We start from the raw sequence: 25,428 nt of genomic DNA, 5'->3' as shown, positions 1-25,428 counted from the left end.
GACGAGTCTCAAAATTAGTGATCCACAATACATTTTTGTTATGTTAGGTAAATGCGTGAAAAGTTAAGTTTGTGTGCTAGTCTTCACAAAAGCGTGCGCGATTGCAGGTTTTGTTAGATCGCCCCACCTTACCCGCCCGTCTATTGTTCAAAGCTATCAGAGAAATCACTATAAACTCACTAAATGATCTTGATAATCATTCTCATTTTGATAGCATTAAACATAGCAAAGGCTATATTTCCAGAGGCAGAAATGACAAACAGTCGCGTAGAGGGTAGCAGTGGCAGAGCAGCGCGCAAGTTGCGGTTCGCGTTAATGGGACCTGCGTTCATAGCTGCCATCGGCTATATCGATCCAGGTAACTTTGCGACCAATATTCAGGCCGGGGCCAGCTTCGGCTATAAGCTGCTCTGGGTGGTCGTGTGGGCTAACCTGATGGCCATGTTGATCCAGATGCTGTCCGCGAAGCTGGGGATTGCCACGGGCAAAAACCTGGCTGAACAAATTCGCGATCATTATCCGCGTCCGGCGGTATGGCTTTACTGGGTTCAGGCGGAAATTATCGCCATGGCAACCGACCTCGCCGAATTCATCGGGGCCGCGATTGGTTTTAAATTGATCCTCGGCGTCTCGCTGCTTCAGGGCGCGGTGCTCACCGGGATTGCCACTTTCCTGATCCTGATGCTGCAGCGTCGCGGTCAAAAACCGCTGGAAAAAGTTATCGGTGGGCTGCTGCTGTTTGTGGCGGCGGCCTATATCGTCGAGCTGATTTTCTCTCAGCCGAATCTGGCACAGCTCAGCAAAGGGATGATTATCCCGAGCCTGCCAACCTCTGAAGCGGTATTCCTGGCCGCCGGTGTGCTGGGCGCAACCATCATGCCGCATGTCATTTACCTGCATTCCTCGCTGACTCAGCACCTGCACGGCGGGACGCGCAAAGAGCGTTACTCTGCGACGAAATGGGATGTGGCGATCGCCATGACCATTGCCGGTTTTGTGAACCTGGCGATGATGGCGACCGCTGCCGCCGCTTTCCATTTTAACGGTCACACCGGTATTGCCGATCTCGACCAGGCATACCTTACGCTGGAGCCGTTACTGAGCCACGCTGCTGCCACGATATTCGGGCTGAGCCTGGTGGCGGCCGGTCTCTCGTCAACGGTTGTGGGGACGCTGGCAGGGCAGGTGGTGATGCAGGGCTTTGTCCGTTTCCACATTCCGCTTTGGGTTCGTCGCTCCGTGACCATGCTGCCCTCCTTTGTTGTGATTCTGATGGGGCTGGATCCCACGAGAATTCTGGTCATGAGCCAGGTACTGCTGAGTTTTGGTATCGCGCTTGCACTGGTGCCGCTGCTGATCTTTACCAGTGACAAAAGCCTGATGGGCGAACTGGTGAACAGCACGCTGGTGAAACGAACCGGTTGGGTCATTGTGGCGGTAGTGGTGTCGTTGAACCTGTGGCTCCTGGTCGGCACTGCTCTGGGGTTATAGCGTCGCGTTGAACCAAAGAAAAAGGAGCCGGGAGGCTCCTTTTTGCATTATTGATGACGCATTAGTGATGATGGCCGTGACCACCGTGTCCTCTGCCACCGTGACCCCAGCCACCGCGGCGGTCGTCACGATCGTTCCAGCCTTCACGGTAACCACGCTCATAGGCGTTGTTTTTGTACCAGCCGCGATGCAGGCCATTATCATGTCTGCGCCAGCGGTCGCCGCGCCACTCATAGTGACGGTTCCAGTAATCACGGTCGCGCCAGTAGCCACCGTCCCAGTATCTGCCGTAGTCGTCACGATCGCCAATTTGTAATTTAACTGATGGCAACAGGGTGATTTCGCCCGCAGTGGCGATCAGCGGGGCCGAAGCCAGTAATACCGCTGCAAGAATCAGTGACCTGAACATACTCTTTCTCCTTCACGATCGGGGCCTTTGTGGGGCCTGTTAACGCAATATTACGAGTTGGTAAAGGCTCGTTTCATCGCCTCAACTCCTAATTCATGAATGAGAGCACTTTTTGCTAAAAGTGATTTTATTTTGAGCTGTTCAGGATCCCATCAATGATTGCCAGTTCTTCCGCCGAGAAATGGCGGTTTTCCAGCATTGCCACGGCATCGTCAATCTGGGCGGTTTTACTGGCCCCAATCAGCACTGACGTTACCGACTCGTGGCGTAAAATCCACGCCAGCGCCATCTGTGATAGTTTCTGGCCGCGGCTTTCCGCCAGCGCGTTCAGTTGACGAACCTTCTCCAGCTTCTCTTCGGTGATCTGATCGGGATTAAGGAACTTACTGCCGCTTGCCGCACGCGAGTCTGCAGGAATACCGTTCAGGTAGCGGTTAGTCAGCTGTCCCCCCGCCAGCGGCGAGAAGGGAATGCAGCCGACGCCTTTTTCCTGCAGCACGTCCAGCAGGCCTTCCTCTGGCGCACGTTCAAACATCGAATATTTCGGCTGGTGGATCAGACACGGCGTCCCAAGTTCATTCAGGATACCGATAGCCTTGCGGGCCTGTTCTGCAGGGTAATTTGATAACCCGACGTAAAGGGCTTTTCCCTGACGCACCACATGGTCAAGCGCTTTCATGGTTTCCAGCAGTGGCGTTTGTGGGTCAGGACGGTGATGATAAAAGATATCCACATATTCCAGCCCCATACGCTTCAGGCTTTGATCCAGGCTGGCAACCAGATATTTGCGTGACCCCCAGTCGCCGTAGGGGCCATCCCACATGGTATAACCCGCTTTGGTCGAGATGATCAGCTCGTCGCGCCATGGCAGGAAATCTTCCTGCAAAATGCGACCGAAGTTACGTTCGGCTGAGCCGGGAGGAGGACCGTAATTATTGGCAAGGTCGAAATGCGTAATACCCAGATCGAACGCGCGTTGTAAAAGTTGACGGCTGTTTTCGACAAGCGTGGCGTCGCCAAAATTGTGCCACAACCCGAGTGAGATAGCGGGCAACATGAGTCCGCTTTGCCCGCAGCGGCGATACTGCATTGTCTGATAACGATTTTTGTCCGGCTGGTAACCCATTCTGATGCCCTCTGGCGCTGAAAGGAAAAATCAGTGTATACGTTTACATTTACATGAAAAAAAAGAGCATAGCGCAGCCTTTTTTGTAAAGCATTCTTTCCATGCCCTTCTTACGACCAATTCTGGACAGCCATCACGCTTCTTTAATACTCAAAGTGAGGTCAACGTCAGAAGGACACCTGTTATGCGAACCCCATACTGCGTCGCCGATTACCTGCTGGACCGTCTTACAGATTGTGGTGCCGATCATCTGTTTGGCGTGCCGGGCGACTATAACCTGCAGTTTCTCGACCACGTAATAGACAGCCCGGATATTTGTTGGGTGGGCTGTGCCAATGAGCTGAACGCATCCTATGCCGCTGACGGATACGCCCGATGTAAGGGCTTTGCCGCGCTGCTGACCACATTCGGCGTTGGGGAGTTAAGTGCCATGAACGGTATTGCCGGCAGCTATGCCGAGCATGTCCCGGTTTTACATATTGTGGGGGCGCCGGGTACGGCGGCACAGCAAAGGGGAGAGTTGCTGCATCATACGTTGGGGGATGGGGAGTTCCGTCACTTTTATCATATGAGCGAGCCGATCACCGTCGCACAGGCGGTCCTTACCGAACAAAATGCCTGTTATGAAATCGACCGTGTGCTGACAACCATGCTTCGGGAACGTCGCCCCGGTTATCTGATGTTACCCGCCGATGTGGCAAAAAAAGCCGCCACTCCGCCTGTAAACGCTCTCACTCATAAGCAGGCTCATGCCGATAGCGCCTGCCTGAAAGCGTTCCGGGATGCTGCTGAGAACAAACTGGCGATGAGCAAACGTACCGCGCTGCTGGCCGACTTCCTTGTTCTGCGCCATGGCCTGAAGCATGCGCTACAGAAGTGGGTGAAAGAGGTACCGATGGCCCATGCCACCATGCTGATGGGGAAAGGGATATTCGACGAGCGTCAGGCGGGTTTTTACGGTACATACAGTGGTTCAGCCAGCACCGGTGCGGTAAAAGAGGCGATAGAAGGGGCTGACACGGTATTGTGTGTTGGCACGCGTTTTACCGATACCCTGACGGCCGGGTTCACGCACCAGCTTACCCCGGCGCAAACCATTGAAGTCCAGCCGCATGCCGCACGCGTCGGGGATGTCTGGTTTACCGGCATCCCAATGAACCAGGCGATTGAGACGCTGGTCGAACTCTGCAAACAGCACGTGCATGCTGGCCTTATGTCGTCATCATCCGGCGCAATACCGTTCCCGCAGCCGGACGGTTCGCTTACCCAGGAGAATTTCTGGAGAACGTTGCAAACCTTTATTCGCCCGGGGGACATTATCCTTGCCGACCAGGGAACATCCGCCTTCGGCGCGATTGATCTGCGTTTACCGGCTGATGTGAACTTTATCGTCCAGCCGCTGTGGGGCTCGATTGGTTACACGCTGGCGGCGGCGTTTGGTGCACAAACCGCATGCCCGAACCGGCGCGTGATTGTGCTGACGGGGGATGGCGCGGCCCAGCTCACCATTCAGGAACTAGGCTCGATGCTACGTGATAAACAGCACCCCATTATTCTGGTGCTCAACAACGAAGGCTACACGGTTGAGAGGGCTATCCACGGGGCGGAGCAGCGGTATAACGACATTGCTTTGTGGAACTGGACGCACATTCCGCAGGCGTTGAGCCTCGATCCTCAGTCTGAGTGCTGGCGGGTCAGTGAAGCGGAACAGCTGGCGGACGTACTTGAAAAAGTGGCGCACCACGAGCGGCTCTCGTTGATTGAGGTGATGCTCCCGAAAGCGGATATCCCGCCGCTGCTCGGGGCGCTTACCAAAGCTCTGGAAGCGCGTAATAACGCCTGATTACTTGTCGTTTCGCCAGGCCATCATCATCGGTTTGCCCGCCAGCAGGAGCCAGGCGGGCAACATCACGATACAGAGCAGGGGGAAGAGCGTTGAATCCGGCACCACTACCGCCGCCATAAACAGGCTCAGCCACGCATCGCGCGTCACCACCAGCACCAGCCCCAGAATTGAGCAAGAGACCGTTATCGCTGCCGGCACCGCATCCACATGTTCATGCAGCATCAGCCCCAACGCCACGCCGATAAACACCGCCGGGAAGATACGCCCACCGCGGAACCCACATGCTGCAGCTACCACCAGCGCCGCCAGTTTAACCAGCGCAAACAGCAGGTAATCAGACACGCTGAACACCTGGCTGAAAGCCAACTGCTGCATTTCATCAAGGCCTTTAAACAGCGTTACCGTTCCGCCGATAGCCCCTAATACGCCCAGCATCAGACCACCCGCCCCCAGAATCAGCACCGGGTGCTTCAGCCGGTGCATCAGACGGTGCAGGCGCGGAAGGCACCATACCGCAATCATCCCGAGTGCAATGGCGATCGCGACGACGATGGCACCGCTGAAAATATCGGCAATATGCATTTGACCGTAGTGGGGCAGAGAGAGTGAGAAATGAGGATGGAAAAAAAGACTGGTCGTGAGCGCGCCAGCCGCAGCGGCCATCAGCGGCGCAAAGAGTTTATCCCAGAGCGGGACGTCGTTATTGCTGGTAAGCGTCTGAGAAAAAATAAGGGCGGCGGCAACGGGCGTGCCGAAAAGCGCCCCGATGGTGCCTGCAGAGGCGAGGATGGTCCAGTCCAGCGCACCGACCCGGGGTAAAATGCGCGAACCGAGAAAGACCGCCATACCAATGTTTACCGCCATGATGGGATGTTCAGGACCAAGGCTGACACCGCCCGCCAGACCCAGGATCAACGCGATAATCAGCCCCGGCAGCGCCGAGGGGGGAACGGGCGCACCGATCAGTGGCTCAAGCGCCGGGTCCGGCCCGGCGTGCCCGGGGCTAAAGCGGATCACCAGACCCACCGCAACGCCGGTGAGCGTCAGCATCAACATGATCCATCCCGGCGAATCCACGCTGACGCCCAGTTGTGCAGGAAGCGCCGTCCATAACATCGCCTGCAACACCGACGCGACTTTCATCACGACAATGAGCACCAGACTTGAGGCAACGCCAATGATCAGCGCCGGTATTGCCAGTAAGAGCATGGTTCTGGCTCGCGGATGGAGCATGATGATTTCCTTGTACAAAACGCTATTACGTTACTTTGCACAATCAGCTTTATGGCAATAGTGCAAAAGGTGCTGAAACGGTAAAGTTATTCTGTGACGAAGATCGATAATCCACGGGCATTCACCTTCCGGTCGTTGTTGTTATCACGCCTTGAACTTACAGTGTCCCAAAGATTTATTCTGACTTTAGCGGAGCAGTAGAAGAATGACAAAGTATGCTTTGGTAGGCGATGTGGGCGGCACGAATGCTCGCCTTGCCCTATGCGATGTAAATAGCGGTGAAATTTCCCGGGCGAAAACCTATTCAGGGCTGGATTATCCAAGTCTTGAGGCCGTTGTTCGGGTCTATCTTGAAGAGCAACAGGTGAGCATCGAAGACGGATGTATCGCCATTGCCTGCCCGATTACCGGTGACTGGGTGGCGATGACCAACCATGTCTGGGCATTTTCCATCGCTGAGATGAAAAAAAACCTTGGTTTTGCGCACCTTGAAATCATCAATGACTTTACTGCCGTATCCATGGCGATCCCGATGCTGAAGCCAGAGCATCTGATTCAATTTGGCGGTACAGCGCCAGTAGAAGGTAAGCCGATTGCGGTCTACGGTGCCGGTACCGGTCTTGGCGTTTCACATCTGGTTCACGTCGACCAGCGCTGGGTAAGCCTGCCGGGTGAGGGCGGTCACGTGGACTTTGCGCCCAACAGCGAAGAAGAGGGCATTATCCTCGAAGAGCTGCGAGCTGAAATCGGCCACGTCTCCGCCGAGCGCGTGCTTTCCGGTCCGGGTCTGGTGAATCTGTACCGTGCGATTGTAAAATCAGACGGCCGTCTGCCGGAAAATCTGCAACCAAAAGATGTGACCGAGCGCGCGCTGGCTGACAGCTGCATCGACTGTCGCCGTGCGCTGTCGCTGTTCTGTGTGATCATGGGACGGTTTGGCGGCAACCTGGCGCTGACGCTGGGCACCTTCGGGGGAGTCTACATCGCGGGCGGGATCGTACCGCGTTTCCTCGACTTCTTTACAGCCTCAGGCTTCCGCGGTGCGTTTGAAGACAAAGGTCGCTTCAGAAGCTATGTGCAGGACATCCCTGTGTACCTGATTGTGCACGATAACCCTGGCCTGCTTGGCTCGGGCGCGCACCTGCGTCAGGTACTGGGTCAAATCCTCTGACGACTATCCCTCTCCTGCGGGAGAGGGGATTTTTACAGATGCATCAGCTGGCGGAACTCTTTCACCTTGCTGCGACTCACCGGGACCTGAAAATCAAGATCCTTCAGACGCAAAATATAGGTGTTGTTAAACCACGGTTCGATCTCGCGGATCTTGTTTAGATTGACGCAAAACGAACGGTGACAGCGGAAAAAGTGCGCCGCCGGCAGTTTGTTGCAAAACTCGGTGATGTTCATTGCCATCACGTATGATTCACGCCGTGTATAGACAAACGTCATCTTCTCGTGCGCTTCGGCATAGTAGATATCGTCGATAGGCGTCACGATGATGCGTTCATCCTTGACCAGATTTATGGTGTCGTTTTCACGTATCGCCGGGCTTGCGTTAGCAGGCGTGGCCTGTTGTTGCCATGCGGCTTCCAGCTTTCGCAGCATGCTGACAATACGCGATTCCTGGTAAGGCTTCAGAATATAGTCAAACGCTTCCAGTTCGAAGGCTTCTACGGCGTGCTCTTTCCAGGCGGTAACGAAAACAATAAACGGCTTATGGGCAAACTGATTAATATTTTGCGCCAGTAATACACCGTCCAGTGATGGAATGTTGATATCCAGAAAAATGGCGTCGACCCGGTTATGCTGCAAGAACTTGAGCACGTCCAGACCATCCTCAAAGGTACCCACAATCTCCATCTGGCTGTGCGTTTTGATAAGCCAGCTCAGCTCCTGTTGAGCCAGAATTTCATCTTCCACGATGATGACTTTCATTGATTACTCCGGCCTATGGCAACAGTGATGTCGCCGCATGAACGGGGGAGCGTTCATTCGGGACGTAAAAAGCAATTTCGGTGCCGGGTTCGAGACGGTGAATGTGCAGTCCGTCGCCGAACAACAGCTTGACCCGGTGGTGCACGTTCAGCAGTCCAATTTTATTGCCCGGCATTTCGTTAGACTCCACGCGCTCAATGACTTTTGGATCAATACCGTGGCCGGTATCGCGCACGGCAATGCGCACGCGGTTACCGCTTTCGGTTACGCTGATGGTGACCACGCCTTTACCTTTACACGGCTGAATGCCGTGAACAATCGCGTTTTCCACCAGCGGCTGGATCAGCAGGCTTGGGATCACACAGTTGACCTCTTCATCGATATCGTAAATCACCGTGAGCTTGTCACCAAAACGGGCCTGCTCAATCGCGATATAGTCCTTGATCTGATACAGCTCTTTTTTGATGTCGATCTGCTCGTCATCGTTCAGTTCAATGTTGTAGCGCAGGTAGCGCGACAGATTGAATATAAGCTGACGCGCGGTGTCCGGATTCATCCGGATGGAGGACGAGATGGCGTTCAGCGCGTTAAACAGAAAATGAGGATTGATTTTGCTCTGAAGCGCGCGCAGTTCTGCCTTATTTGCCATCTCGCGCAGCTGTTCTGCACGGGAAACTTCCAGCTGGGTAGAGATAATTTGCGACAGACCGATAGCCATCTCCTGAAGCGTGGAGGTGATCTGGTGCGCGTGGCAGTAGTAGATTTTTAGTGTGCCCGTTACCACGCCTTTTTCCCACAGCGGAATCACCAGCATGGAGTGGATTTCCGGCGTTCGGTGAGCTTCATCATTGTTCTTAATGATGATTTTACCGTAGTTGATCGCCTGTCGGGTAGTGGGGCTAATGGTATCGTCATTATCGCGGTAATTGTGTTCCCCGACGCCGACGTAAGCCAGTACGTGGTCGTTATTGGTAATGGCGACCGCATCGGCATGAATATCGCGGCGGATAATATCGCAGACCTGACGTAATGACTCCGCGTTCACATGGCGGAAGAGTGGCAGCGTTTTGTTGGCGATATCCAGCGCCAGCTTGGCCTGACGCGCGGCACTGGCCTCTTTTTCTCCCTCAACGCTTTGTACCAGCAGCACGATAAAACCGATGCAGACGCTGCCGAGGATCATGGGAATACCGATTTTCGAAACGATATCCAGCCCCAGTGCGATAGTGGGGGCCCACACCACCACCAGGATCATGGTCAGCGTTTCGCACACCATGCCGGCGATGATCCCGGCGCGCCAGCGCTGCTTTTTCGGGATCTTGCGGTTAATCCATCCTGACAGTACCCCGGCAATAATACTGGTAATAAAACAGGGAATTGCCGTCACGCCACCGATATCAATCAGGTAACGGTGCGTACCGGCAATCAGTCCGGTGATGACGCCGACCCACGGACCAAACAAAATCCCGCCGGACATGACGGCAATGATACGCACGTTAACCAGCGATCCCTCGACCGGCACGCCGGACCAGGTGCTGAACAACGCGAACAGCGAGAAGATCGCGGTGACGGCCAGCAGCTCTTTTGGCGAGTGCGCAGACTTGTGCAAAAGCTCGCGGAACAGGCGAATGCGGATGAGGAAAAACAGGCAAATCAGCATTAATGCCGCACGGTCAAAAACCGCCAGCAGCATATTGAATATTTCGTGCACGAGTAGACCAGGGAAAACGGGAAAGGACCATGATAAAAAACCTGGCGCGTATTGACCAGCTATCCGTCAGGTTTATCAAATGGGGAAAAACCCTGTTTTGCAAAGGGGATTATCAGGAGAGGGCTGAAGTCGCCCGATTTTTTTGTGATAACGCCTGAGCAGGTAACGGTTTTGATATCATCGTGTTACACAACAGATATCAGAAAGAGGCTGTCACTTCGGACGCTTCCGCTTTTCAATGCAGCAGGGTTCCGATTTTAGCGCGCACTCTTTTTTTTCATTTCCCTCTCGACAGCATGATTTTTTTCAGGTTATTTTCTAAACATGCCACATCGGTGGCAGCGTCGCTCGGACGGTCCGGGCGCTAACGTTAATCTGAGGAATCTATGGCTGAATTCAGTCCTGAACGCCGTTTTACGCGTATCGATCGTCTCCCCCCTTATGTATTCAACATCACTGCTGAACTGAAAATGGCTGCGCGTCGGCGCGGCGAAGACATTATCGATTTCAGCATGGGTAACCCTGACGGCCCAACACCGCCGCATATTGTTGAGAAATTATGTACGGTTGCTCAGCGTCCGGATACGCACGGCTACTCTACCTCTCGCGGTATTCCTCGATTACGTCGTGCAATTTCTCGCTGGTATCAGGATCGCTACCAGGTCGATATCGACCCTGAAAGCGAGGCGATTGTCACCATCGGCTCAAAAGAAGGTCTGGCGCACCTGATGCTGGCGACTCTGGATCATGGTGATACCGTACTGGTGCCCAATCCGAGCTACCCGATTCACATTTATGGCGCAGTGATTGCTGGAGCGCAGGTTCGCTCCGTACCACTGGTGGAAGGGGTCGATTTCTTTAACGAACTGGAACGTGCGATTCGTGAAAGCTATCCGAAACCTAAGATGATGATCCTCGGTTTTCCGTCGAACCCGACGGCGCAGTGCGTAGAGCTCGATTTCTTTGAAAAAGTGGTCGCCCTGGCTAAACGTTACGACGTGCTGGTGGTGCATGATTTAGCCTATGCCGATATTGTCTATGACGGCTGGAAAGCCCCTTCGATTATGCAGGTTCCTGGTGCACGCGATGTGGCGGTTGAGTTCTTTACGCTGTCGAAAAGCTACAACATGGCTGGCTGGCGCATCGGCTTTATGGTGGGCAACAAGACGCTGGTGAATGCCCTGGCGCGCATCAAGAGTTATCACGACTACGGTACCTTTACCCCGCTTCAGGTCGCGGCTATTGCAGCACTTGAAGGCGATCAGCAGTGTGTGCATGAGATTGCTGCGCAGTATAAGCGTCGCCGTGATGTGCTGGTCAAAGGGTTGCATGAAGCGGGCTGGATGGTGGACATGCCGAAAGCGTCCATGTACGTCTGGGCTAAAATTCCGGAGCCGTATGCGGCAATGGGATCGCTGGAGTTTGCCAAAAAGCTGCTGCAGGACGCGAAGGTATGTGTCTCGCCGGGCATTGGCTTTGGTGATTATGGCGACACCCATGTGCGATTCGCTCTGATTGAAAACAGTGACCGCATCCGCCAGGCGGTGAGGGGCATCAAGAGTATGTTCCGCGCCGACGGACTTCTCTCATCGAAAAGCGTCACCGAACATCACGCGTCATCATGACATAAAAAAACAGGAGCCATCGGCTCCTGTTTTTTTGACTGCATGTTCTTCACTAGATCATCAGGGCAAACGTTCCGGCCCAGACTAAAACAATCACCGAAATGCCCATAAAGAAATATTTCACGTTTCATCGCTCCGCGTATCTTGTGGTACGCATTTAAAAACAGAGTCCACCTGATTATAGAGAGCTGAAGTTGGCTTATAGCGGAAATAAGATTTTTCCCGTAATACCGCCGACTCCCGCTCAGAATTCTGTGCTTTCCTGTTGCCAGACGGCGCTAATGTACGCTTAAAAATGGGGGGTGACAAGAGGGATTTTTTTAAATAATTTCCGTCACTTACGGGTGTCGTGGAACGGCGACAGTTTGATTTCAGAACGCAATAAATTCACTTTAAGCGACGCAAAGAAAGACAGTACACAGCGTGATTACAGGTCATTGAAAAGGTTAGTTTCTTAACGAAACTAACCTTCTGGAATTTAGATATACAGCGAGGCTTCGCCAAGAGGGCGTGTTTTGAATCGGCGATGCATCCAGAGATATTGCTCGGGCGCACGCATGATTTCCATTTCGATAACTTTATTGATGAACGTAGCGGCTTCGCCTTCGTTTTCCGGATAGTTAGCCATCTCAGGGGAGATATGCAGGCGATAGCCTGATTTATCCGCTTTTCTGACCATCGTGACGGTCAACATGGAGGCACCGGAAAGACGTGAAATCACAAAGGTACCATTGGTCGTGGCGACATCTTTCACCGCAAAGAACGGAGCGAAGCTACTGCCTTTACGCCCATAATCCTGGTCCGGTGCGAACCAGACGGCCTCACCTTTTTTCAGTGCGCCAACCATGCCGCGCAGGTTGTTACGGCTGATCATCGCCTTATTCGAGCGCATACGACCACGTGTCTGCACCCATTCCATCACAGCGCTGTTGTGCGGACGGTAGGTTGCCATCATTGGCTGGCAAAGCCCCATGACGCGACCCCCCAGTTCCAGAGACATAAAATGAACGCCGACCACCATCACGCCGCGGTTTTGTAACTGGGCACGTTTCAGGTTATCCAGGCCTTCCACATCAAACCATTTACGAACACGTTCATCAGACCAGAACCATGCCATGCCGGTTTCAAGCAGAGCCATGCCGATAGATTTAAAGTTTTCAGCAATCAGTTTTTCGCGCTGTTCCGCATTGTACTGTGGAAAGCAAAGTTCGAGATTTTTACGCGCAATAGACTCACGACGTTTAAGGAAGTGGCGCGATGCGCTGCCAAGCCTGGAGCCCAGAATGCGGATTACGGGATAAGGAAGCTGAACCAGTAACCAGAGCACGCCAAGACCAAACCATGTGAACCAGTAACGCGGGTGCAGAAACGCGCGTTTGAATTTGGATTGTGACAAAATAATGGGAACCTATATAAAGTCGGTGAAAGTCACGCATTGCGTAACCACGTACCTGTTAGACCGTAGTACAAGGTCATGGTTGCAGGCTTTACCGATCTTTACGGCGTTGCCTGGCCATTGCTGACGTTGGGTGGGCGGTATAATGTAGCACCCTTTATACGGTATGTGCTATTACTCGTTCTTGATTAAAAAAGCGGCAATTCGAAAGGTCTTTGATTTTTCTGTTTTTATAAACCAGAACAGATGCGCGACGGCATCTGTTTGGATATTTTGAAAGCAGTCGCTATGCTTTCCAGGCCGCATCGCCAGGCTGTACCTGTTTATACCATGCCATCAGCGCGGCTGTACCGGGCTCTCCCTCGGCGGGGGCCCAGGTAACGAAATCCTCATCAGCCACCGGTTGATAGCCACCGTGTTTAACTTCAAAAATAACGCCGCCGTGATCCAGTGACAGCACGGCATGCCAGGTTCCCGCCTCCATCTCCAGCGCCATACACGCTTCACCTAATACGACGCGACGGGTGACGATGCCCTGGTCGTCAAAATTCAGCACGACAAAACGCCCGCGAAGGGGAAGTAACAGCTCAAAGGTATGCGGATGACGATGAGGGCGAACATAGGTGCCAGGTTCCATCGCGATGGCCAGCCGCTGAACCGGGTCGCTCAGTTCAGGATGAAAGTTACGATGTGCGCGTAAACGCGGGGCGTTAGCCGCCGCTTCACTTTGTTGCTTCAAATCGGAGAGCGTGATTTGTTTCATGGTGGTTGCCTAAAGAGAAGAGGGCCTGTGGAGTAAAGCAGTGGAATTGTAATAAGGAATAACATAACCCGTATAAATGAGGGTTCAATCACTGCACATCACCTCTGGAGCATAATAACCTCTGCTGCTAAATTCTCTTTAGCGGCTAAAACGTGACTGACAGGGAAAAGCGGGTGACAGAGCAAATCGATTATCAGATTGAAAAATACAGATTTACCGAGGCGAATGAACCTCCGCGTCTTACCCGTCAGTGGGCCGACGTTTTAAGCGAGTGCCAGGCGATCCAGGCCGGGGCCGAGGCGCGTCTGCGTATTGCCCTGACCAATGTCGATTACGTTACCAGCTTTGAGCTGCCTTTCCGCCTGCTGCTCGTGCGGACACCTCAGTTAATTGCCGGCTTGCGTGATGAACTGCAGCTCAGCCAGAAGAATGTCATTTTTAACGGGAAACGGTTTGGCTGTGTCTGGAGCGTGAAGTCCGATTTGAGCGATGTACCTGACGTTTTTCAATATCATCTGTCCACACGTATACGGCGAATGGAAGCGACACAATTGACCGCGGAATCTTTTCTGCAGATAGCCAAAGAAATTAAGCCCCCCACGGAACGTCTGAAGCGTGCTTTGTTAAGTGGTCTGGAGGTAACCGCGCTTGATGCGCTGTTTTGGTTTGGGATCCAGCGGATTGCTGCTGAGGTGTCGCGTCTGAGAAAGGCCGGAATGAGAATTACCACTGCGGAAAAACAGGTATTTGATAATCTTACCGGAACCACTCGCCTTGTGCCGGTGTATCGGCGCGCCGATGAGAGCATGGTGTCCCCTGCAGGAATGCAACGGCAGGAATGACCCTTTATTATGTAAAGTGAGAGCATGCTTTGGGTTGCAGAGGGGGCCCGGTTAAGGGCGTGATGATATCTTTCAGGAAAGTTAAATCAACAACGTTGCACCAGACGGTGTTATACAGATTTCAAAACCAACTTTAATGACGTTGTGTCAGCGTCCTCCCCTCTGTATCCCTGGAACCTTGATTTTAGCAACAAGATAGGGTTGTTGTTCAAGGTTGTGCCCACTCCTCGATTGATGCCTGAAATTTACCTATCACTGGCACTGGGATGTGGCATCCATAAAGTCCCCGTGATATTTACTTTTCTGATGAAAATAATAAAACTCATTTAAGTAAATAATAAAAAATGGTGAAGGCCTGTAAATGTCGCCAATTTTTTCACATAGGCAGGCATGTTCTGCCTTTCATTTTTGATAAAAGTACAAAATCAGATATTTCATGTGATTGATGAGATTTTATACAAAATAGCCCCTAAATTAAATTGATCACTTACTGTACACCCTTATTTCATAAGGGTTAAAGGGGTATGCAAGAAAATTCTTATAAATCAGAAAGATGATCTTTGGTTGTTAAGATTTTTAGCGGCAACGTTTTGTTACATTTTTTGGTTTCCGATCGGGCAGGGAACGTTCCTACACTCCGGCTATTGGGTCTTATCCGAAATTTTTTCATTTCAGACAAAAGCTCAAAAACACAATGTCGATATGCTGGTGAATGGAATGTGCCCGCTTTTAATTCCGGGGTTTTGATTTTCGTCCGATGACGTGAACCTGGAAGCTGTTCTGGCTGGGTTTGCCTTTCTTATTAATTTCTCACTGGCATTGACCGTTTTTATAACTCCATAAAACAGGGATAGCCATGTCTAACTCTTCTTTTCAGTCCGAAATACCCAAGGCACGTATTAATTTAAAGCTTGATTTGCATACGGGCGGAGCGAGCAAGAAAACTGAGCTCCCCCTGAAATTACTGGTGGCGGGAGACTTCAGTAATGGTCAGGAGACTGCACCACTATCGGAGCGCAAAAAAGTTAATCTGAATAAAAACAACTTTGACTCTGTACTTTCCGAATATTCCCCAATCGTAAATATTACCGTTAAAAACACGCTTGCTGGTGATGGCAGTGAGGACAACATCAATCTGGCATTCCAGAGTATTAATGATTTCTCTCCGGAGCAGGTTTCGCGGCAAATACCTCAGCTGAAGGCCATGCTTTCCATGCGCAATTTGCTTCGCGATTTAAAAGCAAACCTGCTTGATAACCAGGCTTTCCGAAAAGAGCTGGAAAAAATTCTTCTCGATCCTGCATTAAGTGCAGAACTCAGAGCCGAACTCTCAGCCCTGGCTCCGAAACAGCCATAACGGCCATGTGCTTTTAACGGATTAATAAGGAATATGTTGATGTCTGTAAAAAATGAGAATGCCGCGGGTAACGAGAGCGTAGTGCTTGAACGTCCTGCAGCAGGTGGGATATATGCGTCCCTGTTTGAAAAAATCAATCTTAACCCTGTCTCTGAGCTAAGTGCGCTTGATATCTGGCAGGATGCACAGGCGATGTCGGATGCAACAGCAGACGAACGTTTAACTGCCGGCATGAAGGTGTTCCTGGAATGTCTGACAAAAGCGGGCTCAAAAGTTGAGAAACTCGATAAAAACCTGATTGACCACCATATCGCGGAACTGGATTACCAGATCAGCCGTCAGCTTGATGCTGTTATGCATCATGAAGACTTTCAGGCGGTAGAAAGTCTGTGGCGCGGTGTGAAATCTCTTGTCGACAAAACCGATTTTCGCCAGAACGTGAAAGTTGAACTCCTGGATATGTCTAAAGAAGATTTGCGTCAGGACTTTGAAGACTGCCCGGAAATCGTCCAAAGCGGGCTGTATAAACATTCATATATTGATGAGTAGGATACCCCCGGTGGCGAGCCGATTGCTGCGCTGATTTCCGCTTACGAATTTGATGCGTCTGCGCAGGATGTAGCCCTGCTGCGCAACATCTCTAAAGTGTCTGCTGCTGCACATATGCCGTTTATCGGTTCTGCCGGCCCGAAATTCTTCCTGAAAGACAACATGGAGGACGTGGCGGCCATTAAAGATATCGGTAATTACTTTGACCGCGCTGAGTACATCAAGTGGAAATCCTTCCGCGAGACGGATGATTCCCGCTATATCGGTCTGGTCATGCCGCGTGTACTGGGGCGCCTGCCTTATGGTCCGGATACCGTACCTGTGCGTAGCTTCAACTACGTCGAAGAAGTGAAAGGTCCGGATCACAATAGATATTTGTGGACCAATGCTTCCTTTGCCTTTGCGACCAATATGGTACGCAGCTTTATCAACAACGGTTGGTGTGTACAGATACGTGGCCCGCAGGCTGGTGGTGCTGTACAGGATCTGCCTATCCATTTATACGATCTGGGCACTGGCAATCAGGTGAAGATCCCGTCTGAAGTGATGATCCCTGAGACGCGTGAATTTGAATTTGCCAACCTGGGTTTCATTCCATTGTCGTACTACAAAAATCGCGACTACGCGTGCTTTTTCTCTGCGAACTCCACGCAGAAACCGGCGCTTTACGATACCGCCGATGCGACGGCCAACAGCCGCATTAACGCTCGCCTGCCGTATATCTTCCTGTTGTCGCGTATCGCGCACTACCTGAAGCTCATTCAGCGCGAAAACATCGGCACCACTAAGGATCGTCGTCTTCTGGAGCTGGAGCTGAACACCTGGGTTCGCGGTCTGGTGACGGAAATGACCGATCCGGGTGATGAATTACAGGCGTCTCACCCGCTGCGTGATGCGAAAGTGGTGGTAGAAGATATTGAGGACAACCCGGGTTTCTTCCGCGTGAAGCTGTACGCCGTACCGCACTTCCAGGTGGAAGGGATGGACGTCAATCTGTCTCTGGTTTCTCAGATGCCGAAAGCCAAATCGTAAGGCGAGGGGAAATCAGGGATGAAAATTTATCGCCCGCTTTGGGAGGATGGGGCAGCTCTTGCCCCACAACAGTTCCAGCAGCAGGCACGCTGGAGTGAGCATGTTGCCGACATGGTCGCCCGAATGGGAATTTCGCATCCCTGGGGTGTGGTTGCGGCTGAATTTGATGATGCCGCACTGGTGCTCTCGCGCCTGAATGCCACCCGTCTGGTGGTTCGTTTTCAGGATGGCACGATTGTTGATACGGGCCTGGCGGATAATCTTCCGCCGGTCTGTGATTTATCCGCCGCCAACGGTTCTGAGGCTGTTGACGTGGTTGTCGCACTACCCCTGCTGAGCGCCAGTGGCGGCAACCTCGATAACGGGCAGGACAGTGAACGCCCGCGTCGCTGGAAAGCCGAACGTATAGTAGTGCAGGAACTGGCTGGCCATGAAAGCGGAGAACTCGCCATTCTGCGTAATGCGCTCACCCTGCGTCTGTCCAGTCAGGAAAACACGGCCTGGCTGACCTGCCCGGTGGCACGTCTGGTGCGTAATGCGCAGGGACAGTGGAGCAGGGACCCGGCTTTCATCCCGCCGATGCTTTCCGTTTCTGCAAGCCCACTGCTGACCACCGAACTGGGCGACCTGGTGGTCCGGCTGCAGGCCCGCCGCCGACGTCTGATGGCGATGCGTCGTGAGAGCAATGAGCGGATGGCCGACTTTGCGGTTGCGGATGTCTCCCTGTTCTGGCTGCTTAATGCCCTGAACAGCGCCGAGCCGGTGCTGACGGAACTCCTGCAGACACCTGCACGGCACCCGGAACTGCTGTATCGCGAACTGACCCGTCTGGCCGGCAGCCTGCTGACCTTCTCACTGGAGCACGATGCCGGAGACATTCCTGCTTATCAGCACGATGCACCGGAACGGGTATTTCCACCGTTGTTAGCACTGCTCGATAAGCTGCTGGAAGCGAGCCTGCCGTCGAGGGTAGTGAGTATCCACCTCGAACATCAGGACCAGATCTGGAAGGGTGTCCTGCACGATGCGCGTCTGCGCGAAGGGGCGGACTTCTACCTCTCCGTACGCTCCACCATGCCGAACCATGAACTTCAGACGAAGTTCCCGCAGTTGTGTAAAGCGGGCAGCTTTGATGATGTTTCGGATGTAGTGAATGTGGCCCTGAGCGGGATGATTATCAAGCCTCTGACGCATGTTCCGGCCGCTATCCCGTTACGTCTTGAGAACCAGTATTTCTCTCTTGATCTCAGTACTGAGGCAGCAAGAGCGATGCTTGAAATGGGTAACTGCACCTTCTATACCCCGCGTTCGCTGGGGGATGTGAACCTTGAACTCTTTGCGGTGCTGCGCACATGAATAAATCCGAACTCAGCCAGTTAGAACGTATCTTCTACCCTGGCTGGCTGATGGCCAGCCAGCTACGCGGTGGGCAGGAAGTCCGTGATGGAGCAGGGCTCTATCGCCGGGCCAGCCGTCTGGTGCAGGAGGCGAAGATTGCGCTCACGGAGGCAGGCTACAGCAATATCAGCCGCGACCATATGGTGTATGCCCTGTGTGCACTGCTTGATGAGAGCGTGATGAACAGGGGAACCACCGATGATGGATACCTGACCTGGCGGCGTGATCCGTTGCAGGCACATTTTTTTGGCACCCTTAATGCCGGGGAGGAACTGTGGGAACGGATCCGGAACCTGCTGAAAGAAACCGCCCCTGATGCCGCCGTCCTGACCTGCATGTACCGGACCCTGCAGTTGGGGTTCGTTGGTCAGTATCGCGCCCAGGACGACGAGCGTCGCGAGGATATTGTTCGCGCGCTCGCTGAACGGGTACCGGCCTTCACGTTGGCACAGGACGCCCCCATTGTTTCCCGCGCTTCACGCCTGCGCAGCGGCCGTCGGTGGTACTGGCTGTCCTGGATTGCGGCCACTGTTGCCCTGGCGGCTCTCTGGTTCTTCCTTTCGTCTTCGCTTGCCGTGCTGGTAAGCCAGACTGTCAGGCCGGGGTAAGCGATGCGGGATGTGTACCGAAGTCTGTTAACTGCCCTGGGTGCCGTGCTGGCGCTATGGCTCATCCTGGGATTCTGGCCACTGTCCACGGGCAGCCGTGTGGCACTCAGCCTGCTGGTTGTTCTGGTGTCCGGGGTAATGTTCTGGCGTCAGCATCAGGCTTCTCAGATCCGCGTCACCGCTGTCCGGGGGATTATGGATGAAAACCTGCCGCCGGAAGATTTTCAGGGGGCGGTGATCCTCGCCTGTGGTGATAACGTCCTGCTGTTTATGTCTGGATACCGTCACCGGGAAACCCGACAGGGCTGGTATTTATGGGTGAAGGATGCGGAACAGTTGCCTCTCTTTGCACGGTACCTGAGCCTGGTTCGCCCGGCCCTGGTATCGCAAATCTCCGTCATGCTGGCGGTGGTACCCGAGCTACACACATCCGGTGATGATTTTACACAGTCGCTGCGGGGCTGGCAGCGTGCTGTCGTCCAGTGCCGTGCGGCATTCGGCACGATCCCTCCACTGTGGACCGTGACCTGGGTATCGCCACCAGCGGCCTGCACGGATGCAGAGTCCGTCTGGTTTACCTCCGTAAGTCAACGGAGCGGTGTACAGGTATATCAACCCGGTCAGGGAAATATGTCACTGACGGAATGGACCCGCGAGACCGAAACAGACGGACGACTTTCCCGTCTGAGCCAGAGCCTGTGGCTGGACAGTCTGCTTGCCTGGCAGAGTTGTGCGGTCAATGACCTGCTGTCGGTACGACAGGGCGAGCTGCCGGTGATGACGCCCTGCGTGCAGGGCATATGTATGGCGCCAGTGAGCGGTATCGCGGGCAATCTCTGGCAACAGCACATCACCGCCGTGACGGCGCTGCCACCGGATACTGCCGTTACCCCAGAACCCCTGCCGCTGCCTGAATTACTGCTGGCGGCGTTACCGCGCCGACGTGGCGTCAGCCGCAGGATGGTGTTCTGGCGTTATGCCGGGCTGCTGGGGAGCATTTTCCTTGCGCTGGCTATGCTGGCGTCCTGGGTGAACAACCAGCGCTTGATCCGCAATGTCAGCGACCATCTTGCATTATACCAACATCTGACCGGCACACCGGTTGCGCCGAAATTGCGGGCGCAGCAGCGGTTGCGGGCTGATCGGGCATTGCTGGACGACTGGCAGCGCCGTGGGGAGCCGCTGCGTTATCGCCTGGGTCTGTATCAGGGACTGCGGCTGGTTCCGCCTGTTGAGGCTGCCGTCAGCGACTGGGCACCTCCGCCACCGCCTCCACCGGTCATTAAGAAAATCATTCAGGGTCCGAAAACCATTCGACTCGACAGTATGTCGTTGTTTGATTCCGGTAAATCGGCGCTGAAGGCCGGGTCAACCAAAATGCTGGTGCATTCTCTGGTCGGCGTTAAGGCGAAACCGGGCTGGCTGATTGTCGTGTCCGGACATACCGATAACACCGGCAATCCGCAACTGAACCAGACGCTGTCACTGAAACGTGCTGAAGCGGTGCGTAACTGGATGCGTGACACCGGCGATGTGCCGGAAAGCTGTTTTGCGGTGCAGGGCTATGGCGAAAGCCGTCCTGTCGCAACCAACGACACTGTGGAAGGGCGTGCGCTCAACCGTCGTGTCGAAATCAGTCTGGTACCGCAGGCCAATGCCTGTCAGATACCGGACAAACACCCGGCGCCATCGCAGGATGATGGCGCATCACAATTAAATGGAGAGTAATTCCATGGCAATTCCTGTTTATCTTTGGCTGAAAGACGACGGCGGTGCGGACATTAAAGGGTCTGTAGACGTCCAGGATCGCGAAGGCAGCATCGAAGTGGTCGCTCAGGAACATAATCTGTACATCCCGACCGATAACAACACCGGCAAGCTGACTGGCACCCGTATCCACACGCCGTTTCTGTTCACCAAAGAAATCGATTCGTCCAGTCCGTACCTGTACAAGGCTGTGACCACCGGTCAGACCCTGAAATCTGCAGAATTCAAGTGGTACAAAATCAACGATGCGGGCCAGGAAGTGGAGTACTTCAACACCAGACTGGAAAACGTGAAAGTGGTGAAAGTAAATCCTGAAATGTATGACATCAAGGATCCTGCAAAAGAGAAGCACAACCACCTTGAGCGTATAGAACTGCGTTACGAAAAAATCACCTGGACCTACAAGGACGGCAACATCATTCATTCCGATTCCTGGAACGAACGCGCCACCGCGTAAGTCACGAAGCGGACAGGGCTTTTCTGTCCGCTTTTTTGCTGAGCGTCTGTCATTACGGGCGCTGAGCAAAGAACCCCACAATCTGCCTGCCCGACTGTATGCGCTTTGGTCCCCTGAACGGGAAACAGCGAAGGGCGGTAGCGTGCCCGGAGCCATCAAGAGAGAGAAAAATGGAAAATCCAGCCATCCTGTTACGTCGTCTGAATCCGTACTGTGCCCGCGCGATGGAAGGGGCGGCTTCACTCTGCCAGACCCGTGCCCATGCAGAAATCCTGCCTGAGCACTGGCTGCTGAAATTGCTGGAGCAGGGGGAGGGAGACCTGACGGTACTGGCACGTCGCTACGAGTGGGATATGGACAGCATCTGGCAGGGTTTGCTCGGCTGGCTGGATAATCAATCGCGTTCGGTGCGCACCCGCCCGCAGTTATCCGCCGAGCTTCAGAAACTGATGCAGGAAGCCTGGATGCTGGCTTCGCTGGCAGGTGAAGAGCACATCCGTAGCATTCACCTTCTTATGGCGCTGACGGAAAATCAGCGACTTGCTCACTGTGACGGGCTGTGGCCTTTGCTGACGCTGGGCCAGCGTCAACTTGAACACCTTCGTCCTTTGCTGGATGCGCAGTCAGACGAACGCCCGGAGGTGCAACACGAAGAGCAACTGGCACAAGAACATGGTGGTGAAGTGGAGCTTGTCGGCCGTCCGGTCGGTGCAGAACTGAAAGAAGGCGAACTCAGCCCGGCGCTGCAGAACGCACTGGATAAATTCACCCTCGATGTCACCGCCAAAGCTAAAGAGGGCAAGATTGATCCGGTGTTCGGGCGTGATACGGAAATCCGTCAGATGGTCGACATTCTCTCGCGCCGTCGTAAGAACAACCCGATTCTGGTCGGTGAGCCGGGCGTGGGGAAAACCGCGCTGGTAGAAGGGCTTGCATTACGCATCGCCGGGGGCAACGTACCGGAAGCCCTCAAGCCGGTTGTTCTGCGCACGCTTGACCTCGGTCTGCTGCAGGCGGGCGCGGGCGTGAAAGGAGAATTTGAACAGCGTCTTAAAAATGTCATCGATGCTGTGCAGCAATCGCCAGTGCCGATTTTACTGTTTATCGATGAAGCTCACACTCTTATCGGTGCCGGTAACCAGGCGGGCGGGGCAGATGCGGCCAACCTGCTAAAACCTGCGCTGGCTCGCGGCGAACTCAGAACCATTGCTGCCACCACCTGGTCTGAATATAAACAATATTTTGAGCGCGATGCCGCGCTGGAGCGCCGCTTCCAGATGGTGAAAGTGGACGAACCGGACGACGATACCGCTTGCCTGATGCTACGTGGCCTGAAATCGCGCTATGCCGAACATCATAATGTGCATATCACTGATGACGCGGTCCGTGCCGCGGTCACGCTATCTCGTCGCTATCTAACCGGTCGTCAGCTGCCTGACAAGGCCATTGACCTGCTGGACACCGCCGCTGCCCGCGTGCGTATGAGCCTCGATACCGTACCCGAACAGTTGACCCGCATTCGCGCGCAGATGACCTCGCTTGAAATGGAGAAGCAGGCGCTGCTGGAAGATATCGCCGTCGGCAACAAGGGCCATGGTGGGCGACTGACCGCCATCGAGCGGGAAGAAAATACCCTTATCATTGCACTTGATGAACTCGAAACCCAGTACGGCCAGGAACTGAAACTCACCGAACAACTGCTGGAATGCCGTCAGGATATATCCCGCCAGAGTGAGGCCCATAAGCTGCAGCAAGCGCTGAATGGTATGCAACACGACAACCCGCTACTTTCCGTTGATGTGGATGTGCGTACCGTGGCCACCGTTATTGCCGACTGGACAGGCGTGCCGCTGTCTTCCTTGATGAAAGACGAGCAGACTGAACTGCTGAGTCTGGGAAACGAAATGGGCAAGCGCGTGGTCGGCCAGGATAGGGCGCTTGAAGCCATCGCCCATCGCCTGCGTGCCGCGAAAACCGGGCTTACGTCGGAGAACGGCCCTCAGGGGGTATTTCTGCTGGTTGGCCCGAGCGGTGTGGGGAAAACCGAAACAGCGCTGGCGCTAACCGATGTGCTGTACGGCGGCGAAAAGTCGCTGATTACCATCAACCTTTCTGAATACCAGGAGCCGCACACGGTTTCCCAGCTGAAGGGCTCGCCTCCGGGCTATGTCGGTTATGGCCAGGGCGGCATTCTGACCGAAGCGGTGCGCAAGCGTCCGTACAGCGTGGTGCTGCTGGATGAAGTGGAAAAGGCGCACCGCGACGTCATGAACCTGTTCTATCAGGTCTTCGACCGCGGCTTTATGCGCGACGGAGAAGGGCGAGAAATCGACTTCCGTAATACCGTAATTCTGATGACCTCCAACCTCGGCAGCGACCACATCATGCAACTGCTGGACGAACAGCCGAAGGCCAGCGAAAGCGATCTACAGGAACTGCTGCGCCCGATTTTACGTGACCACTTCCAGCCGGCGCTGCTGGCCCGTTTCCAGACGGTGATTTACCGCCCGCTACATGAGGCTGCCATGCGCACCATCGTGGAAATGAAACTCTCGCAGGTGAGCAGGCGCCTGCATCGTCATTACGGCCTGACCACGCAGATTGATGAGAGCCTGTATGACGCGCTGACTGCCGCCTGTCTGCTGCCGGATACCGGCGCGCGTAACGTTGACAGTCTGCTCAATCAACAAATTCTGCCTGTGCTGAGTCAACAACTGCTGACTCACATGGCCGCGAAACAGAAACCAACGTCTCTGATTATGGGTTGGAGTGAGGAAGAGGGTATCGGGCTGGAGTTTGATGTGCGCTCTGGTTCTGCAATTGATTGGTAGTGATATGGACAGCGCAAAAGAGATTGCCAGAGATATGCTTGAGGCCATTAATATCGATGGATCCGGTTTTGTCGGCGCCGTGGCTAAAGGCGTTATTTCCTTACCCGTTAGCTTTGCCTATCTTGGCTATGATTTTATAGACACTGAACACCGCAGAGAGAATCAGGATGATAAATTTCGGTTAGCAAGGCTGATCAAAACTATCACTTTTGATAAAGAAACTGTTTATAACATCATCAAGCCATTTATCGATGATTTCATCTCCCGGGTTGATATATCTGCTGTCGGTCTTCAAATTACTGGCAGTAGTGTGGGGAAAGCACTTTTTTCACAATTGACCGGCGTGCAGCTAGGATATGTGATTTCGGATCGAGCAACAACGGCACTGTTTGCGGGGACCGTCATTGGATCATTACTTTCGATTGGTGCAGAAGCATCACGTGCTATTTACACGTCACGATATTTACGAGGCAGGAATCCTAAAGTTTATTATAAATTAAAAGGTATGGGGGATGTGGACCTTTTATATTTTCTTGTTGAAGATACAGTAAAGCCATTTGAAATGGCATGCGCCATTGGTGAATGCAACTCAGAAGAGTTTAATGAGATTTGTAAATGTTTTTTTGGTGACTTATGAATTTTAAAAGCACTATTATTTTTGTCTTTTTTAAGGGTGTTTGTGCTGTTGGGGCAACTTTAGTCCTTGTGGGACTTATTATGTCTTGTTGGTTCTTTTTTGTATCAGAGCAAGAGAGCAAATTCTGCTTTGGAGGGCTGGCTTTTGTTGTTACATGCGTTGGATATGTAATCTATCTATATGCATTCCCAAAAATTCATAAAAAATGGGAGGATCATTATTAGTTTTATTAGGCACCTGGTTTAAATTGAACGTTATGAACATAAAAGATTTCATACTTATCATTGTTTCACGGATCATTGCCAGCATCGGGATGACACCAGGAACTATCAGTATAGTTTACTCTGTATACTGCTACTTCTTTTCTGCCAATCCTTACCGCTTTATTCCAGTCGGGGAAGGTGTAGTGGTCTTG

The 25,428-nt window shown here is 53.3% G+C and carries 20 protein-coding genes and 1 pseudogene; 13 read left to right on the top strand and 8 right to left on the bottom strand.

Annotation, left to right across the window (positions count from 1 at the left end):
* Positions 1-252: 252 nt before the first annotated feature.
* A complete protein-coding gene (locus tag BH714_RS12290; RefSeq protein ID WP_020883097.1) occupies positions 253-1,491 on the top strand; it encodes an Nramp family divalent metal transporter in 1,239 nt (412 codons plus the stop codon).
* Between the two features lie 61 nt (positions 1,492-1,552).
* Here BH714_RS12290 and BH714_RS12285 read toward each other — a convergent pair whose 3' ends face one another.
* Together BH714_RS12285 and mgrA are read right to left on the bottom strand one after the other, a co-directional pair.
* Entirely contained in the window at positions 1,553-1,900 is a 348-nt protein-coding gene (locus BH714_RS12285) for a DUF2502 domain-containing protein (RefSeq protein ID WP_014171067.1), read from the bottom strand.
* A 127-nt stretch (positions 1,901-2,027) separates the two neighbouring features.
* A complete protein-coding gene (gene mgrA, locus BH714_RS12280) occupies positions 2,028-3,026 on the bottom strand; it encodes an L-glyceraldehyde 3-phosphate reductase (protein ID WP_040018084.1) in 999 nt (332 codons plus the stop codon).
* 184 nt (positions 3,027-3,210) lie between these two features.
* On the opposite strand from mgrA, the gene ipdC reads away from it, so the two are divergent.
* Positions 3,211-4,869, top strand: coding sequence for an indolepyruvate decarboxylase (gene ipdC / locus BH714_RS12275; protein ID WP_040018082.1), 1,659 nt, complete (start codon positions 3,211-3,213; stop codon positions 4,867-4,869).
* Here ipdC and BH714_RS12270 read toward each other — a convergent pair whose 3' ends face one another.
* Positions 4,870-6,105, bottom strand: a complete 1,236-nt coding sequence (locus BH714_RS12270) for an ion channel protein (protein ID WP_020883101.1) — start codon at positions 6,103-6,105, stop codon at positions 4,870-4,872.
* Between the two features lie 205 nt (positions 6,106-6,310).
* Between BH714_RS12270 and glk the strand changes: the two genes are divergently transcribed.
* Positions 6,311-7,276, top strand: a complete 966-nt coding sequence (glk, locus tag BH714_RS12265) for a glucokinase (protein ID WP_020883102.1) — start codon at positions 6,311-6,313, stop codon at positions 7,274-7,276.
* 32 nt (positions 7,277-7,308) lie between these two features.
* Here the strand turns inward: glk and BH714_RS12260 are convergent, their stop codons facing one another.
* Together BH714_RS12260 and BH714_RS12255 are read right to left on the bottom strand one after the other, a co-directional pair.
* Complete coding sequence (locus BH714_RS12260) at positions 7,309-8,040, bottom strand: LytR/AlgR family response regulator transcription factor (protein ID WP_020883103.1); 732 nt, start codon at positions 8,038-8,040, stop codon at positions 7,309-7,311.
* A 13-nt stretch (positions 8,041-8,053) separates the two neighbouring features.
* Positions 8,054-9,751, bottom strand: a complete 1,698-nt coding sequence (locus BH714_RS12255) for a sensor histidine kinase (protein WP_025203510.1) — start codon at positions 9,749-9,751, stop codon at positions 8,054-8,056.
* 386 nt (positions 9,752-10,137) lie between these two features.
* Here BH714_RS12255 and alaC point away from each other — a divergent pair, with 386 nt between their 5' ends.
* Positions 10,138-11,376, top strand: a complete 1,239-nt coding sequence (gene alaC / locus BH714_RS12250) for an alanine transaminase (protein ID WP_025203511.1) — start codon at positions 10,138-10,140, stop codon at positions 11,374-11,376.
* A 52-nt stretch (positions 11,377-11,428) separates the two neighbouring features.
* Here alaC and ypdK read toward each other — a convergent pair whose 3' ends face one another.
* The 3 genes from ypdK to BH714_RS12240 all read right to left on the bottom strand — a co-directional run bounded on the left by ypdK (position 11,429) and on the right by BH714_RS12240 (position 13,535).
* Complete coding sequence (ypdK, locus tag BH714_RS24085) at positions 11,429-11,500, bottom strand: membrane protein YpdK (protein ID WP_099458937.1); 72 nt, start codon at positions 11,498-11,500, stop codon at positions 11,429-11,431.
* A gap of 354 nt (positions 11,501-11,854) precedes the next feature.
* The gene (lpxP, locus tag BH714_RS12245; protein ID WP_025203512.1) at positions 11,855-12,775 is read right to left on the bottom strand and encodes a kdo(2)-lipid IV(A) palmitoleoyltransferase; all 921 of its coding nucleotides are present in this window, start codon (positions 12,773-12,775) and stop codon (positions 11,855-11,857) included.
* A gap of 283 nt (positions 12,776-13,058) precedes the next feature.
* Positions 13,059-13,535 carry a WbuC family cupin fold metalloprotein gene (locus BH714_RS12240; protein ID WP_040018079.1) on the bottom strand — a complete coding sequence of 159 codons (477 nt, stop codon included), beginning with the start codon at positions 13,533-13,535 and terminating at the stop codon, positions 13,059-13,061.
* 173 nt (positions 13,536-13,708) lie between these two features.
* On the opposite strand from BH714_RS12240, the gene BH714_RS12235 reads away from it, so the two are divergent.
* The 9 genes and pseudogenes from BH714_RS12235 to BH714_RS12195 all read left to right on the top strand — a co-directional run bounded on the left by BH714_RS12235 (position 13,709) and on the right by BH714_RS12195 (position 25,013).
* Complete coding sequence (locus BH714_RS12235; RefSeq protein WP_040018078.1) at positions 13,709-14,377, top strand: ECs1377 family protein; 669 nt, start codon at positions 13,709-13,711, stop codon at positions 14,375-14,377.
* Positions 14,378-15,233: 856 nt separating this feature from the next.
* The gene (gene tssB, locus BH714_RS12230; protein ID WP_040018077.1) at positions 15,234-15,734 is read left to right on the top strand and encodes a type VI secretion system contractile sheath small subunit; all 501 of its coding nucleotides are present in this window, start codon (positions 15,234-15,236) and stop codon (positions 15,732-15,734) included.
* A gap of 33 nt (positions 15,735-15,767) precedes the next feature.
* Positions 15,768-17,315, top strand: a pseudogene (tssC, locus tag BH714_RS12225) (type VI secretion system contractile sheath large subunit).
* Between the two features lie 18 nt (positions 17,316-17,333).
* Complete coding sequence (tssK, locus tag BH714_RS12220; RefSeq protein ID WP_040018075.1) at positions 17,334-18,671, top strand: type VI secretion system baseplate subunit TssK; 1,338 nt, start codon at positions 17,334-17,336, stop codon at positions 18,669-18,671.
* Positions 18,668-19,321, top strand: coding sequence for a type VI secretion system protein TssL, short form (gene tssL / locus BH714_RS12215; protein WP_040018073.1), 654 nt, complete (start codon positions 18,668-18,670; stop codon positions 19,319-19,321). The genes tssK and tssL overlap by 4 nt, the downstream gene beginning before the upstream one ends.
* Before the next feature lie 3 nt (positions 19,322-19,324).
* Positions 19,325-21,049, top strand: coding sequence for an OmpA family protein (locus BH714_RS12210; protein ID WP_167353665.1), 1,725 nt, complete (start codon positions 19,325-19,327; stop codon positions 21,047-21,049).
* Between the two features lie 4 nt (positions 21,050-21,053).
* The gene (gene hcp / locus BH714_RS12205) at positions 21,054-21,545 is read left to right on the top strand and encodes a type VI secretion system effector Hcp (protein ID WP_032678638.1); all 492 of its coding nucleotides are present in this window, start codon (positions 21,054-21,056) and stop codon (positions 21,543-21,545) included.
* Between the two features lie 170 nt (positions 21,546-21,715).
* Positions 21,716-24,376 carry a type VI secretion system ATPase TssH gene (tssH, locus tag BH714_RS12200; protein ID WP_040018072.1) on the top strand — a complete coding sequence of 887 codons (2,661 nt, stop codon included), beginning with the start codon at positions 21,716-21,718 and terminating at the stop codon, positions 24,374-24,376.
* A gap of 4 nt (positions 24,377-24,380) precedes the next feature.
* The gene (locus BH714_RS12195; RefSeq protein WP_040019058.1) at positions 24,381-25,013 is read left to right on the top strand and encodes a hypothetical protein; all 633 of its coding nucleotides are present in this window, start codon (positions 24,381-24,383) and stop codon (positions 25,011-25,013) included.
* Positions 25,014-25,428: the final 415 nt, after the last annotated feature.

This window comes from Enterobacter ludwigii (genome assembly GCF_001750725.1).
GTDB classification, from domain to species: domain Bacteria; phylum Pseudomonadota; class Gammaproteobacteria; order Enterobacterales; family Enterobacteriaceae; genus Enterobacter; species Enterobacter ludwigii.
This window is presented reverse-complemented; position numbering and strand designations above follow the sequence as displayed.

What these genes read in the sequence shown, in the direction of transcription:
- BH714_RS12270 (WP_020883101.1), bottom strand. Translation starts at nt 6,105, where the DNA reads ATGCTCCATCCGCGAGCCAGAACCATGCTCTTACTGGCAATACCGGCG.
- tssB (WP_040018077.1), top strand. Translation starts at nt 15,234, where the DNA reads ATGTCTAACTCTTCTTTTCAGTCCGAAATACCCAAGGCACGTATTAAT.
- BH714_RS12195 (WP_040019058.1), top strand. Translation starts at nt 24,381, where the DNA reads ATGGACAGCGCAAAAGAGATTGCCAGAGATATGCTTGAGGCCATTAAT.
- BH714_RS12290 (WP_020883097.1), top strand. Translation starts at nt 253, where the DNA reads ATGACAAACAGTCGCGTAGAGGGTAGCAGTGGCAGAGCAGCGCGCAAG.
- tssK (WP_040018075.1), top strand. Translation starts at nt 17,334, where the DNA reads ATGAAAATTTATCGCCCGCTTTGGGAGGATGGGGCAGCTCTTGCCCCA.
- BH714_RS12260 (WP_020883103.1), bottom strand. Translation starts at nt 8,040, where the DNA reads ATGAAAGTCATCATCGTGGAAGATGAAATTCTGGCTCAACAGGAGCTG.
- alaC (WP_025203511.1), top strand. Translation starts at nt 10,138, where the DNA reads ATGGCTGAATTCAGTCCTGAACGCCGTTTTACGCGTATCGATCGTCTC.
- glk (WP_020883102.1), top strand. Translation starts at nt 6,311, where the DNA reads ATGACAAAGTATGCTTTGGTAGGCGATGTGGGCGGCACGAATGCTCGC.
- tssH (WP_040018072.1), top strand. Translation starts at nt 21,716, where the DNA reads ATGGAAAATCCAGCCATCCTGTTACGTCGTCTGAATCCGTACTGTGCC.
- mgrA (WP_040018084.1), bottom strand. Translation starts at nt 3,026, where the DNA reads ATGGGTTACCAGCCGGACAAAAATCGTTATCAGACAATGCAGTATCGC.
- BH714_RS12240 (WP_040018079.1), bottom strand. Translation starts at nt 13,535, where the DNA reads ATGAAACAAATCACGCTCTCCGATTTGAAGCAACAAAGTGAAGCGGCG.
- BH714_RS12210 (WP_167353665.1), top strand. Translation starts at nt 19,325, where the DNA reads ATGCGGGATGTGTACCGAAGTCTGTTAACTGCCCTGGGTGCCGTGCTG.
- tssL (WP_040018073.1), top strand. Translation starts at nt 18,668, where the DNA reads ATGAATAAATCCGAACTCAGCCAGTTAGAACGTATCTTCTACCCTGGC.
- hcp (WP_032678638.1), top strand. Translation starts at nt 21,054, where the DNA reads ATGGCAATTCCTGTTTATCTTTGGCTGAAAGACGACGGCGGTGCGGAC.
- ipdC (WP_040018082.1), top strand. Translation starts at nt 3,211, where the DNA reads ATGCGAACCCCATACTGCGTCGCCGATTACCTGCTGGACCGTCTTACA.
- BH714_RS12285 (WP_014171067.1), bottom strand. Translation starts at nt 1,900, where the DNA reads ATGTTCAGGTCACTGATTCTTGCAGCGGTATTACTGGCTTCGGCCCCG.